Source organism: Streptomyces griseobrunneus, assembly GCF_046713465.1.
In the GTDB taxonomy this organism is placed as follows: Bacteria; Actinomycetota; Actinomycetes; order Streptomycetales; family Streptomycetaceae; genus Streptomyces; species Streptomyces microflavus.
The window spans coordinates 1,929,928-1,943,150 of record NZ_CP177080.1; the positions used below are offsets into that span (position 1 = coordinate 1,929,928).

A 13,223-nucleotide genomic window follows, 5' to 3' on the forward strand; every position below is an offset into this window, starting at 1 on the left:
ACTTTCTTACGGTGTCACCCGCTCGACGAACCGCGTGAGTGCCGCGGTGTCGAACGGCCCCTTGGCCTTGAAGGCCCGGGGGAATGCCCGGCGGCGAACCGCCAGGTCGAGACAGACAGAGGTGCGGTGCACATAAGCACCCCGGCCGGGCAGCGTACCGCGTGGATCAGGGGCGCAGACGCCCTCGTCCACCACGATGCGCAGCAGCTCGCTCTTGGCCGCTCGCTCCCGGCATCCCACACAGGTTCGCTCGGGGCAAGCGCGGGCTTGCGTCCGGCCAGACACGTTTAAGTCTACCTCCCCGTACCGACCTCACCTCTTTGGGGCAAAAATCGAACGGATGTTGTCGTGATCTCAGCGGCGTACGGCCAAGATCTATTCCCTGGACCAGCTCCGGGTCAACGCCTTTCCGAGCGCTCCCGGGCCCGCTCGGCCCGCTCGCGGTCGGCGTTCTCGCGCTCTTCGTCCGTCTCGGTGTCGGGGCGGATGTCGATGCGCCAGCCGGTGAGGCGGGCGGCGAGGCGGGCGTTCTGGCCCTCCTTGCCGATCGCCAGCGACAGCTGGTAGTCGGGCACGGTGACCCGGGCGGAGCGGGCGCCGAGGTCGACGACCTCGACCTTGCTCACCCGGGCGGGCGAGAGGGCGTTGGCGACCATCTCGGCCGGGTCGTCCGACCAGTCCACGATGTCGATCTTCTCGCCGTGCAGCTCGGCCATGACATTGCGCACACGGCCGCCCATCGGGCCGATGCAGGCGCCCTTGGCGTTGAGGCCCGAACGGGTGGAGCGGACCGCGATCTTGCTGCGGTGGCCGGCCTCGCGGGCGATGGCCTCGATGACCACGGAGCCGTCCGCGATCTCGGGGACCTCCAGCGCGAAGAGCTTCTTCACCAGGTTGGGGTGGGTGCGCGAGAGCGTCACCGAGGGACCGCGGACGCCCTTGGCGACCCGTACGACATACGTACGAAGGCGCAGACCGTGGGTGTACTCCTCGCCCGGGACCTGCTCCTGGACCGGAAGCATGGCTTCCATCTTGCCGATGTCGACCAGGACGTTCTTGGGGTCCTTGCCCTGCTGGACGACGCCGGTGACGACATCGCCCTCGTGGCCCGCGTACTCCCCGAAGGTGCGGTCGTCCTCGGCGTCGCGCAGCCGCTGCAGGATGACCTGCTTGGCGGTGGTCGCGGCGATCCGGCCGAACCCGGAGGGGGTGTCGTCGAACTCCTTGGGCTCCTGGCCCTCTTCGAGGTCGGCCGGGTCCTCCTTGGCCCACACGGTGACGTGGCCGTTCTCGTCGAGCTTCACGCGCGCCCGGCGGTGGCTGCCGTCGGTGCGGTGGTACGCGATGAGGAGCGCCGACTCGATCGCCGCGACGAGCACGTCGAAGGGGATCTCCTTGTCCTGCGCCAAGCCCTTCAAAAGCTTCACATCGATGTCCACGGCTACGCCTCCTCTTCCTTCTTGTCCTTGCGGTTGAATTCGATCTCCACGCGCGCCTTGGCGATCTCGTCGAAGGCGAGGCGGCGGGATGTGGGCTTGCGGCCCTTGACGCCGGGCACTTCGAGGTCCAGCCCGTCCTCGTCCACGGCGAGGATGCGGGCGACCAGCTCACCGGAGCCGTCGGCGGCGAGGTGGAACCTGGCCAGCCGGCCGGTGGCGCGTACGTAGTGGCGGTGCTCGGTCAGCGGACGGTCCGCGCCGGGGGAGCTGACTTCGAGGACGTACTCGCCCTCGCCCATCGCGTCGGTCTCGTCCAGCTTCTGGGAGATCTCGCGGCTCAGCTCCGCGCAGGTGTCCAGCTCCACGCCCTCGTCGGAGTCCACGATGACCCGCAGCACTCCACGTCGGCCGGCCCGGGACACCTCGATCTCCTCGAGGTCCAGCTGCTGCGCGCTGACGAGCGGTTCCAGCAACCCGCGCAGCCTCTCGCTCTGGGTGGTGCTCATCCGGGTGACTCCTCGGCCGCGTGTGCTGTTGTGGGGATCGTCGTGTGTCAGGTCAAAGGGTATCCGGTCGCCAGGGGTGTTGCCGTCCGCCTGCCCTGTTGCCGCGGGTACGCTCGCCTGCGGTGATCACTTCAGGACAGATCCTGTCAGGATCGGTCCCGGCCCGAAGGAGAAACGTGCGGCGCACGGGGACGACCCGCAGGGGGGCGCTCACCGCGACGGGGGCTCTCGCACTGGGTGCGGTGCTGACCGGCTGCGGGGACGACGACAGGAGCCCGGGCCGGAGCGGACCCGTCCGCACCGAGGCCGAAGCGGTCCGGGCCGAGAAGAAGCTGCGGACGACGGCTGCGCACACCGCCGCCCTGACGCTCGCGCACTACGACCTGGCAGCCGAGGCCCATCCGGACCTCGCGGAGGGCCTGGCGCCCCTGCGGGCGGCCGTACGGGAGCACACCAAGGCCCTGTCGGCGGGTGGCGGGAAGGCAGCCGCCCCGCCCGCCGCCGGTCCCGTCTCCACCGATGCGAAAGCCGCTCTCAAGGAGCTGGCCGCCGCCGAGCGCCGCCGAGCCGACGCGCACGCCGAGGCCCTGCTCACCGCGGAACCGGAGCTGGCCCGGCTGCTCGCCTCGGTGGCGGCCGCGGCCGCGGCCCACGCCTACCTGCTGACCGAACTGGCCAAGGAGACCTCGTCATGACCCTTCCCGCCGAGGACGAGGCCCCCTCCCCCGCCCTCACCGCCACCCAGGCCGCGCTGGCCGCCGAACACGCGGCCGTCTACGGGTACGGCGTGCTCGGCGCCCGGGTCCCGGAGAAGCGGCGCACCGAGGCGAGCGCGGCGTACGACGGGCACCGCGCACGCCGGGACGCGCTCCTGCGCACCGTGCGTGACCTGGGCGGTGCGCCGGTCGCCGCCGACGCCGCGTACGCTCTGCCCTTCGCAGTTGCCGACACCGCGTCGGCACTCCGGCTCGCCGCCGTACTGGAGGACCGGATCGCGGGTGTCTGCTCCGATCTCGTACGGGCCACCGAAGGGCCCGCGCGCGCCGACGCGGCGGGCGCACTGCGGGAGGCCGCCGTGCGGGCGGCCCGCTGGCGGGGCGGCAACGTAGCCTTTCCGGGGCTCGCCGAGCGGGCCCCGGACGCCGATCCGGCCGCGACGACGGGCCCGGTGGAGGCCGCGGGAGCGGACACCCCCCAGGGCTGACGAAGGACGGAAAGGGAACAACGGACGTATGGGTTTCGAACCGCCGCAGCGCCTGGTGCGCGCGCTCGGCGAGATGTACGGGGACGGTGCGGCGGCCGAATGGCTGGACCGGCTCCCCACGCTCACCGAACAGGCGATCGATGCCGCCGGGCCGGGCCTCTCCGTGGAGCGGGTGGCCGCCCCCGGCGGGCGGAGCGCCCTGGTGCTCCTGGTGCGGCGGGCCGACGGGACCCCGGCCGCGCTGAAGATCGCCCCGCCGCGCGCCGAACCCGAGCAGGAGCGGGCGGCGCTGGCGCACTGGAACGGCTGGGGCGCGGTGAAGCTGCTGGAGGCCCCGGAGTCCGACGCGTCGGGGGCCCTGCTGCTGGAGCGGCTCCACCACGAGGTGTCGCTGCGCTCGCTGCCGGAGGCCAAGGCCCTCCTTGAGGCGGCGGGCACGGTCCGGCGGCTGTGGGTCGAGCCGCCCGCCGGCCACCCCTTCGAGACCGTGGCCGAGCGGACCGGACGGCAGACCGAGGGGATGCGGGCGGCCGCGGCGGCCGATCCGGCGCTCGCGCCCCTGGTGGACGCGGCCCTCGCGGCCCGTACGGAACTGGTGGAGGGCTCCCCCGAACTCCTGCTCCTGCACGGCAACTTCCGCCAGAGCAAGGTGCTCTCCGGCGAGCGCGCCCCATGGCTGACGGTGGGTCCGGAGCCGCTGGTGGGCGAGCGCGCCTACGACCTGGCCCGGCTGGTGCGGGACCGGGTGGAGGATCTGATCGCCTCCCCGGGCGGCCCGGTGACGGCGCGGCGGCGGGTCAAGAGGCTGGCGGAGTCACTGGAGGTGGAGCAGGCGCGGCTGCACGGCTGGACGCTGTTCCGGGCGGTCGAGTCGGGGACCCGTGCGCTGGCCGAGGGGCGGCGGCAGATGGGCGAGGTCAACCTGGAGTTCGCGGGCTGGCTGTAGCGGTTCGCCGTACGTACGAGGAGGCCCCCGCACACGGCTTGGGTTCTAACGGTCCTCGCAACACCCACGATCTGTGGGAGTTGCGAGGACCGTGGCCGTTGAGCGGGTTGATCTTGCGGGGTTGAAGGAGCGTTTCCTTGCACGGCTGGATGCCGTGGGGAACGTGACGGTGGTGGCGCGTGAGCTGGGTGTGAACCGGAACACGGCGTTCGGTTGGGCTCGGAGATCCGGTCGCGGGTCGGTACGTCTGCCGCGGCGGCATCCGCGGCGGGAGGAGTACGAGCAATTGCGGGCCACGGGCGCCTCGCAGTCCGAGGCGGCCCGGCGCATCGGGGTGAACAGGCGCACAGCCAGGGACTGGGACCAGGGCGTCAAGAAAACTCGCACCACGCGGACCTACGCCGACGGCCGCCGTGTCGATTACGCGGCGGGGACCGCCACGATGTTCGGTGTGACCACAGCATCGATGGGTCTGGCGACCCTGGACAAGCAGCTGCACCCCAGGTTCCTGGCTCTTTCCGAGCGCGAGCGGATCCGGGATCTGCTCGCGGTGGGCCACTCGCTGCGGGCGATCGGACGCGCCCTGGGCCGGCCCGCCAGCACGATCAAGCGGGAGATCGATGCGAACTCGGGCGTCGAGGGCTATCAGCCCTATGCGGCCCACCGCGCAGCCGCAGCACGCCGGCCCCGGCCCAAGGACCGCAAGCTGCTACGCGAGAGCCGGCTGCGCCGCTTCGTCCAGGACGGCTTGCGGACACGATGGTCGCCGGAGCAGATCTGCCACGCTCTGCGCAAGGAGCATCCCGACGACCAGAGCATGCGGGTGAGCGTGGAAACGATCTACCAGGCACTGTATTTCCAGGCCCGTGGCGGCCTGAAGCGGGAAGTGCAGGCAGCAATCCGCTCCGGTCGCACCCGCCGCAAAGCACGCCGGGACCCCGAGCGGCGCACGCCACGGTTCACCGACCCAATGGTCATGATCAGCGATCGTCCCGCCGCTATCGAGGACCGGGCCGTTCCCGGGCACTGGGAAGGCGACCTGATCATCGGAGCCAGCAGCCGCTCCGCGATCGCCACCCTGGTCGAGCGGAGCACCCGCTACACCATGCTGGTCCACCTGCCCGGCGGAGCCCACGACGCCGAAACCGTCCGTGACGGCCTCGTCCGCACCATCCAGACCCTGCCCGCACATCTGCGGGGATCGCTCACCTGGGACCAGGGAAGCGAGATGGCACGCCACCAGCAGTTCACCCTGGCCACCGGCATGCCCGTCTACTTCTGCAACCCCGCCTCACCCTGGCAACGCGGCTCCAACGAGAACACCAACGGCCTGCTCCGCCAGTACTTCCCCAAAGCCACCGACCTCAGCCTCCACAGCCCCGAAGACCTCGAACACGTCGCCCAGGAACTCAACGGCCGCCCACGCAAGACGCTCGACTGGGATACCCCAGCCGAGCGTCTACGTGATCTACTCACCACCTAAAACCAAGTGGTGTTGCGATGACCCCTGGAACCCAAGCGGTGTGCGGGGGCCTCCTCGTACGCGATGTACCGATCAGGCCAGGTCGGCCGTGAGGCGGGCGATCGCCTCGTCCACGGTCAGCTCCTCGCGCTCGCCGGTGCGGCGGTCCTTCAGCTCCAGGACGCCGTCGGCGGAGCGGCGGCCCGCGACCAGGATCTTCGGCACGCCGATGAGCTCGGAGTCGGTGAACTTCACGCCGGGCGAGACGCCGGGGCGGTCGTCGACCAGGACCCGCAGGCCCGCCGCGTTGAGCTTCTCCGAGACGTCGAGGGCCAGCTCGGTCTGGAGCGCCTTGCCCGCGGCGACGACGTGGACGTCGGCCGGGGCGATCTCGCGGGGCCAGCACAGGCCCTTGTCGTCGGCGGTCTGCTCGGTGAGGGCGGCCACCGCGCGGGAGACGCCGATGCCGTACGAGCCCATCGTGACGCGGACGGGCTTGCCCTGCTGGCCCAGCACGTCGAGCTGGAAGGTGTCGGCGTACTTGCGGCCGAGCTGGAAGATGTGGCCGATCTCGATGGCGCGGTCCAGGGTGAGGCCGGTGCCGCACTTGGGGCAGGGGTCGCCGTCCTCGACCACGACGACGTCGAGGTACTGGTCGACCTCGAAGTCGCGGCCCGCGACGACGTTCTTCGCGTGCCTGCCCTCCTGGTTGGCGCCGGTGATCCAGGCGGTGCCGGGGGCGATGCGGGGGTCGGCGAGGTAGCGGACCTTCTCCAGGCCCTGCGGGCCGACGTAGCCGCGTACGAGGTCGTCACGGCCGACGAAGTCCTCGGCGGTGACCAGCTCGACGACGGCGGGGGCGAGGTGCTCGCCGAGCTTGCCGAGGTCGACCTCGCGGTGGCCGGGGACGCCGACGGCGACGATCTCGCCGTCCACCTTGACCAGCAGGTTCTTCAGGGTGGCCGAGGCGGGGACGCCCAGGTGCGCGGCGAGCGTCTCGATGGTCGGGGTGTCGGGGGTGTCCAGCTCCTCGACCGCGCCGTGCGCCGAGCCGTCGACCGGGGCGAGCGCGAAGGTCACGGCCTCGGTGTTGGCGGCGTAGTCGCAGTTCGGACAGTCCGCGAAGGTGTCCTCACCGGCGGCGGCGGGCGCGAGGAACTCCTCGGAGGCCGAGCCGCCCATCGCGCCGGAGACGGCGGAGACGATGCGGTGGTCCAGGCCGAGGCGCTCGAAGATCTTGATGTACGCGGCCCGGTGCAGGGCGTAGGAGTGCGCGAGGCCCTCGTCGGTGGTGTCGAAGCTGTACGAGTCCTTCATCTGGAACTCGCGGCCGCGGAGGACGCCGGAGCGGGGGCGGGCTTCGTCGCGGTACTTCGTCTGGATCTGGTAGAGCATCACCGGCAGGTCCTTGTAGGACGTGCACTGGTCCTTGACGGTCTGGGTGAAGATCTCCTCGTGGGTCGGGCCGAGGAGGTAGTCGCCGCCCTTGCGGTCCTTGAGGCGGAAGAGCAGGTCGCCGTACTCGTCCCAGCGGCCGGACGCCTCGTAGGGCTCCTTGGGCAGCAGGGCGGGCAGCAGGACCTCCTGGGCGCCGATGGCGTCCATCTCCTCGCGGACCACGTTGGAGATGTTGTCCAGGACCTTCTTGCCGAGCGGCAGCCAGGACCAGATGCCGGCCGCGTTGCGGCGCACGTACCCGGCGCGGACCAGCAGCTTGTGGCTGAGCGTCTCGGCGTCCGCCGGGTCGTCGCGCAGTGTCTTGATCATCAATCGGGACATGCGCTGGACCTGGGCCATGATGAACTCCTGCTCGCAAGGGTGGTGAGCCCGAGGTTAGCCGGGCGGTGCGGGCAGGCGGAAATCCATTCAGCGCTGAGGGCCTCTCGTCTGGATCAGGCCGGATCAGGGAGCGGGGTCCGGTGCGTGCAGCTGCAAGGCGGAGGATTGAGGCAACGCGGAGCGTTGGTGATTGACGACAACGCCGCAGATGCGCGTGCCGGACCCCGCGAGCCCGGCCTGATCCAGACGAGAGGCCCTACCGCAGCAGCGGGAGGGGCGCGCCCATCACCGCGTACGGCAGCGGGGCACTGGGGAAGACCACCTGGCGGGCCAGGTCGCGGTAGCCGAGCGCGTGGTAGAGGGCGCGGGCCGGGCTGTCCCTGTCGATGGCGGAGAGGATCGACCGGGGGTGCGGGACGGCGTCGGTGATGGCGGTGATCAGGGTGCGGCCGATGCCGTGCTGCTGGTGGTCGGGGTGGACGTGGAGCTCGGTGATGACGAAGGAGTCGTCGAGCCAGCCGTCGGAGCCGGTGGCCCTGAGGTAGGGCTCGACGACGGTGGACCACCAGTGGGCGCGGTCGTTGGGCAGCCCGTAGACGAAGCCGACTAGCCGCCCGTCGGGGGTGAGGGCGCCGAGCGCGCGGGCCTCGGGGTGGTCGAGGTGGCGCAGGACGATGTGGCGGCGTACGTCGATCTCGTCCTGGCTGAGCCCGAAGGCCGCCGCCTGGACGTGGAGGGCTTCGTCGACGCGTGCGGCCAGGTCGATCGGGCCGACCTCGGTGCCGGGGTGGGCGGGGCCGTTCCCGGTGACTGCTGGTGCCATGCGCGAACCCTACTGGCCGTAGTGGGCGGGCCGGAACGCGCGGAGGCCGGCAAGGGCCCCGTACGGGCTGTTCAGAACAGGACGCTCATGAAGGTGCCCGTCTCGCGGAAGCCGACGCGGCGGTAGGCCTTGCGGGCGGGGGTGTTGTAGTCGTTCACGTACAGGCTGACGATGGGGGCGACATCGGCCAGGGCGTAGAGCAGGACGGCGGCCATGCCGGTCTCGGAGAGGCCCTTGCCGCGGTGTTCGGGGGCGACCCAGACGCCCTGGATCTGGCAGGCCTGGGTGGTGGCGGCGCCGATCTCGGCCTTGAAGACGACCTTGCCGTCGTCGATCCGGGCGAAGGAGCGGCCGGCGCCGATGAGTTCGGCGACCCGGGCCTGGTAGAGGAGTCCGCCGTCCCCGGCCAGCGGGGAGATCCCGACCTCCTCGGTGAACATCGCCACGCAGGCCGGCATCAGGACCTCGGTCTCGTCCTTGCGGATGCGGCGGACCAGCGGGTCGGGGGTCACATCGGCGGAGGGGCTCTCGGTGACCATGAGGGGCTGGTTGGCGCGGACCTCGCGGGCGGGGCCCCAGCCGGGCTCCAGGAGCCGCCACAGCAGGGCGGTGGGTTCGGCGGGGCCGACGATCGAGGAGCAGCGGCGGCCGGCCCTGCGGGCCCGGTCGGCGAAGGCGCGTACGGCTTCGGGGCCGGCGCAGATGGGGACGAGGTTGGCGCCGGCGTAGCAGAGGGAGCGGAGCCTGCCGTCGGCGTACCAGCCCCACATCTCGCCGCCGAGGCGCCAGGGGTCGAGCCCCGCGACCTGCACGCGGGACGCGACGAAGGCGTTGACCACGGGCTCGCTCTCCAGGATGGCGAGCGCTGCGCCGAGGTCGCTGGGTTCGAGGACCCGGGTGGTGGTCTGCGTCAACACGAGGGGGCCTCACCATGCGGTCTGCTGATTTCCGCACTGTACCCAACAAGGCCCTGGAACGCTGCCCGGGCCCGGGAGAGGGCTCCGGGATACGCCTGGGATACGCCGCCGCCCCGCCGGGCGCGGGGCTCGGCGGGGCGGCGATGATGCGCAAAGGGGCAGGTCAGCTGATGGAGACCTGGGGCTCGCCGGAGGCGATGCCGTCCTTCTCCATCTGCTCGGCGATCTTCAGGGCTTCCTCGATGAGGGTCTCGACGATCTTCGACTCGGGGACGGTCTTGATGACCTCGCCCTTGACGAAGATCTGGCCCTTGCCGTTGCCGGAGGCGACACCGAGGTCGGCCTCGCGGGCCTCGCCGGGGCCGTTGACGACGCAGCCCATGACCGCGACGCGCAGCGGGACCTCCATGCCCTCCAGGCCGGCGCTGACCTGGTCGGCGAGCTTGTAGACGTCGACCTGGGCGCGGCCGCAGGACGGGCAGGAGACGATCTCCAGGCGGCGCTGCTTCAGGTTCAGCGCCTCCAGGATCTGCAGGCCCACCTTGACCTCCTCGGTCGGCGGGGCCGAGAGGGAGACGCGGATGGTGTCGCCGATGCCCTCGGAGAGCAGGGCGCCGAACGCGACGGCCGACTTGATCGTGCCCTGGAACGCCGGTCCGGCCTCGGTGACGCCGAGGTGGAGCGGGTAGTCGCTCTGGGCGGCGAGCTGACGGTAGGCGTTGACCATCACGACCGGGTCGTTGTGCTTGACCGAGATCTTGATGTCGCCGAAGCCGTGCTCCTCGAAGAGGGACGCCTCCCACAGGGCCGACTCGACGAGGGCCTCGGGGGTGGCCTTGCCGTACTTCTTCAGGAGCCGCGCGTCCAGGGAGCCGGCGTTGACGCCGATCCGGATCGGGGTGCGGGTCTCGGAGGCCGCCTTCGCGATCTCCTTGACCTTGTCGTCGAACTGCTTGATGTTGCCGGGGTTCACACGGACCGCCGCACAGCCCGCGTCGATCGCGGCGAAGACGTACTTCGGCTGGAAGTGGATGTCGGCGATCACCGGGATCTGCGACTTCCGGGCGATCGTGGAGAGGGCGTCGGCGTCGTCCTGGGTCGGGCAGGCGACCCGGACGATCTGGCAGCCGGACGCCGTCAGCTCGGCGATCTGCTGGAGCGTGGCACCGATGTCCGACGTACGTGTCGTCGTCATCGACTGCACGGAAACGGGCGCGTCGCCGCCGACCGCGACCGAGCCGACCTGGATCTGTCGGCTGACCCTTCGGTCGGCGAGCTTGGTCGGAACGGCCGGCATTCCGAGAGAAATCGCAGTCATGCGCTGTGCATCCCCAAGGTGTGGATCAAGGTCCCGATGTCGGCGGGCTCCAGGCTTCGAGGTTACGGCACCGGAGCCGGGACGCACGCACCGAATGGACAAGTCAACCGGAAGGTGACCGACCGGACACGACACGTGTGCCCGGTGGTCACCTGTGGGACGGAAGGGGCGGTGATGTGAGAGGCAGATGTGAGAGGCACTCAGCTGATCTTGACCGGGTTCACGATGTCGGCCACCAGGACCAGCAGCGTGAAGCAGATGAAGAGTCCGGCGACCACATAGGCGACCGGCATCAGCTTGGCCACGTCGAACGGGCCCGGGTCTGGGCGCCGGAAGACCTTGGCCAGATTGCGCCGCAGCGACTCCCAGAGCGCGCCCGCGATGTGCCCGCCGTCCAGCGGGAGCAGCGGCAGCATGTTGAAGAGGAACAGCGACAGGTTGAAGCCCGCGAGCAGGAACAGCATCATCGCGACCTGGTTCTGGGCCGGGATGTCGAGGTTCATCACCTCGCCGCCGATCCGGGCCGCACCGACCACGCCCACCGGTGAGTCGTCGGCGCGTTCGCCGTCGCTGAAGGCGGCGTCCCACAGGGCCGGGATCTTGGAGGGCAGCGCGATGATCGCGTCGACGCCGTTCTCGATCATGTCGCCCATGCGCACGACGGCGTCGCCGAAGGAGAGCGGCACGATCTCGGCCTTGGCGGCGAAGCCGAGGTAACCCGCCTTGATGTACTCGTTGGGAATGGGGTCCCCGTTGGCGTCCTTCTTCGAGACGGCGTTCTCGCGCAGGACGGCGTTGAGGGTGACTTCCTGGCCGCCGCGCTCGACGGTGATCGTGGCGGGGCCGATGGTCCGGCGGATGCGGTCCGAGAGCGTCGCCCAGTCGTCGACCCTCTGGCCGTCGAAGGCGACGATCTTGTCCCCCTCCTTCAGGCCCGCGGCCTTGGCCGGGGAGACCCCGTCGGAGGCCTTGCAGGTCTCGCGCTTCTCACTCTGCGCGATCACGCACTGCTGTACGCCGTCGACCTCGGTGGTCTGCGTCTGGAAGCCGAAGGTCATCGCGACGCCCATGAAGATCGCGACCGCGAGGATCAGGTTCATGAACGGACCGGCGAACATCACGATGACGCGCTTCCACGGCTTGCGCGTGTAGAAGAGGCGCTTCTCGTCGCCGGGTTCGAGCTCCTCGTACGCGGCGGAGCGGGCGTCCTCGATCATGCCGCGCCAGGGTGAGGTGGAGCGCGCTTCGATGCGGCCGTCGGCGCCGGGCGGGAACATCCCGATCATGCGGATGTAGCCGCCGGCCGGGATGGCCTTGATGCCGTACTCGGTGTCGCCCTTCTGCTTCGACCAGAGCGTGGGGCCGAATCCGACCATGTACTGCGGGACCCGGATGCCGAACATCTTGGCCGTGGAGAGGTGGCCCAGCTCGTGCCAGGCGATGGAGAACAGCAGGCCCACGACGAAGACGGCGATCCCCAGGACCGTCAGCAGGATCGAGGTCAGACTCATGCGCGCGCCTCCGCTGTCGCTTTCGCCGAGAGTTCCCGGGCCCTTGCGCGGGCCCAGGTTTCCGCTTCGAGGACGTCCGCGAGGCTGAGCGGGGTTCCCGGGGCGGGGGTGCCGTGTTCGGACACCACAGCGGTGACCGTATCCATGATTCCGTTGAAGGGCAGCTGTCCGGCGAGGAAGGCGTCGACGCATTCCTCGTTCGCCGCGTTGAAGACGGCGGGCGCCGTGGAACCGAGCGTACCGACGTGGCGGGCGAGTCCGACCGAGGGGAAGGCCTCGGTGTCCAGCGGGAAGAACTCCCAGGTGGAGGCCTTGGACCAGTCGAAGGCGGGGGCCGCGTCGGGGACCCGCTCGGGCCAGCCGAGGCCGATGGCGATGGGGCCGCCCATGTCGGGCGGGGTGGCCTGGGCGAGGGTCGAGCCGTCGGTGAACTCGACCATGGAGTGCACGTACGACTGCGGGTGGACCACGACCTCGATCCGGTCGAAGGGGATGTCGTAGAGGAGGTGCGCCTCGATGACCTCAAGACCCTTGTTGACCAGCGTCGCGGAGTTGATCGTGATGACCGGGCCCATCGCCCAGGTGGGGTGGGAGAGGGCCTGCTCCCGGGTGACGTCGGCCAGTTCCTCGCGCGTACGGCCCCGGAAGGGCCCGCCGGACGCGGTGACGACGAGCTTGCGGACATCGGCCCGCTTGCCGGCCGCCAGCGCCTGGAAGAGCGCGGCGTGCTCGGAGTCGACCGGGATGATCTGGCCGGGGGCGGCCAGCTCCTTCACCAGCGGGCCGCCGACGATCAGCGACTCCTTGTTGGCGAGGGCGAGCGTGCGGCCCGCCTTCAGTGCGGCGAGCGTGGGGGCGAGCCCGATGGAGCCGGTGATCCCGTTGAGCACGGTGTGGCAGTCGCTCGCGGCAAGGGTGGCCGCCGCGTCGGGTCCGGCGAGGATCTCGGGGAGCGGCTCCCCGGCCCCGTACCTCTCGCGCAGCGCCTCGCGCAGGGCGGGGACCGCGTCCTTGTCGGCGACGGCGACCGTGCTCACGCGCAGGAGGTGTGCCTGTTCGGCGAGGAGGGCGACCCGGCCGCCGGCGGCCGAGAGCGCGGTGACCCGGAAGCGGTCGGGGTTGCGCAGGACCAGGTCGATGGCCTGGGTGCCGATGGACCCGGTGGAGCCGAGGATCACGAGATCCCGGCGGCCGTCCGCGGTGTCGAAGAGAAGGTGCGGATCGGCGAGGGGGGCTGGGCTGTCGCTCATGCCCCCATTGTTGCCGCTCCGGCTGTGCGTGGGGACAGCGCGTCCCCACAGGGCGGGGATTCGGTGCG

Annotated in this window: 13 protein-coding genes; 4 read left to right on the plus strand and 9 right to left on the minus strand. The window is 70.8% G+C overall.

The genetic code is table 11. The features are described from left to right. Positions 1 to 6: 6 nt before the first annotated feature. From ACK8N7_RS08340 to rimP, 3 genes are all read right to left on the minus strand, one after another. Positions 7 to 285 (minus strand): YlxR family protein, encoded by a 279-nt coding sequence (locus ACK8N7_RS08340; protein WP_403215204.1) that lies wholly within the window; start codon positions 283 to 285, stop codon positions 7 to 9. A gap of 113 nt (positions 286 to 398) precedes the next feature. After that, positions 399 to 1,439 carry a transcription termination factor NusA gene (gene nusA / locus ACK8N7_RS08345; protein ID WP_015611815.1) on the minus strand — a complete coding sequence of 347 codons (1,041 nt, stop codon included), beginning with the start codon at positions 1,437 to 1,439 and terminating at the stop codon, positions 399 to 401. 2 nt (positions 1,440 to 1,441) lie between these two features. Beyond that, positions 1,442 to 1,945 (minus strand): ribosome maturation factor RimP, encoded by a 504-nt coding sequence (gene rimP, locus ACK8N7_RS08350; RefSeq protein ID WP_099130015.1) that lies wholly within the window; start codon positions 1,943 to 1,945, stop codon positions 1,442 to 1,444. Positions 1,946 to 2,121: 176 nt separating this feature from the next. Between rimP and ACK8N7_RS08355 the strand changes: the two genes are divergently transcribed. The 4 genes from ACK8N7_RS08355 to ACK8N7_RS08370 all read left to right on the plus strand — a co-directional run bounded on the left by ACK8N7_RS08355 (position 2,122) and on the right by ACK8N7_RS08370 (position 5,578). After that, a complete protein-coding gene (locus tag ACK8N7_RS08355; protein WP_500441724.1) occupies positions 2,122 to 2,640 on the plus strand; it encodes a hypothetical protein in 519 nt (172 codons plus the stop codon). Beyond that, positions 2,637 to 3,149, plus strand: coding sequence for a ferritin-like domain-containing protein (locus ACK8N7_RS08360; protein ID WP_500441725.1), 513 nt, complete (start codon positions 2,637 to 2,639; stop codon positions 3,147 to 3,149). Before ACK8N7_RS08355 ends, ACK8N7_RS08360 begins: the two co-directional genes overlap by 4 nt. Positions 3,150 to 3,177: 28 nt before the next feature. Next, a complete protein-coding gene (locus ACK8N7_RS08365; protein WP_403215198.1) occupies positions 3,178 to 4,095 on the plus strand; it encodes an aminoglycoside phosphotransferase family protein in 918 nt (305 codons plus the stop codon). A 247-nt stretch (positions 4,096 to 4,342) separates the two neighbouring features. Continuing rightward, a complete protein-coding gene (locus ACK8N7_RS08370; protein WP_500445639.1) occupies positions 4,343 to 5,578 on the plus strand; it encodes an IS30 family transposase in 1,236 nt (411 codons plus the stop codon). A gap of 72 nt (positions 5,579 to 5,650) precedes the next feature. Here the strand turns inward: ACK8N7_RS08370 and ACK8N7_RS08375 are convergent, their stop codons facing one another. The 6 genes from ACK8N7_RS08375 to dxr all read right to left on the minus strand — a co-directional run bounded on the left by ACK8N7_RS08375 (position 5,651) and on the right by dxr (position 13,155). Beyond that, a complete protein-coding gene (locus ACK8N7_RS08375; RefSeq protein WP_403215196.1) occupies positions 5,651 to 7,354 on the minus strand; it encodes a proline--tRNA ligase in 1,704 nt (567 codons plus the stop codon). Positions 7,355 to 7,592: 238 nt separating this feature from the next. Beyond that, positions 7,593 to 8,159: a GNAT family N-acetyltransferase gene (locus ACK8N7_RS08380; protein ID WP_403215194.1), complete on the minus strand. Its 567-nt coding sequence runs from the start codon at positions 8,157 to 8,159 to the stop codon at positions 7,593 to 7,595. A gap of 71 nt (positions 8,160 to 8,230) precedes the next feature. Continuing rightward, a complete protein-coding gene (locus ACK8N7_RS08385) occupies positions 8,231 to 9,073 on the minus strand; it encodes a GNAT family N-acetyltransferase (protein WP_403215283.1) in 843 nt (280 codons plus the stop codon). Positions 9,074 to 9,239: 166 nt separating this feature from the next. Continuing rightward, positions 9,240 to 10,394, minus strand: coding sequence for a flavodoxin-dependent (E)-4-hydroxy-3-methylbut-2-enyl-diphosphate synthase (ispG, locus tag ACK8N7_RS08390; RefSeq protein ID WP_403215192.1), 1,155 nt, complete (start codon positions 10,392 to 10,394; stop codon positions 9,240 to 9,242). Between the two features lie 200 nt (positions 10,395 to 10,594). Further along, a complete protein-coding gene (locus ACK8N7_RS08395) occupies positions 10,595 to 11,905 on the minus strand; it encodes a M50 family metallopeptidase (RefSeq protein WP_500441729.1) in 1,311 nt (436 codons plus the stop codon). Beyond that, positions 11,902 to 13,155, minus strand: coding sequence for a 1-deoxy-D-xylulose-5-phosphate reductoisomerase (gene dxr / locus ACK8N7_RS08400; RefSeq protein ID WP_355086720.1), 1,254 nt, complete (start codon positions 13,153 to 13,155; stop codon positions 11,902 to 11,904). Before dxr ends, ACK8N7_RS08395 begins: the two co-directional genes overlap by 4 nt. Between the last annotated feature and the right edge of the window lie 68 nt (positions 13,156 to 13,223).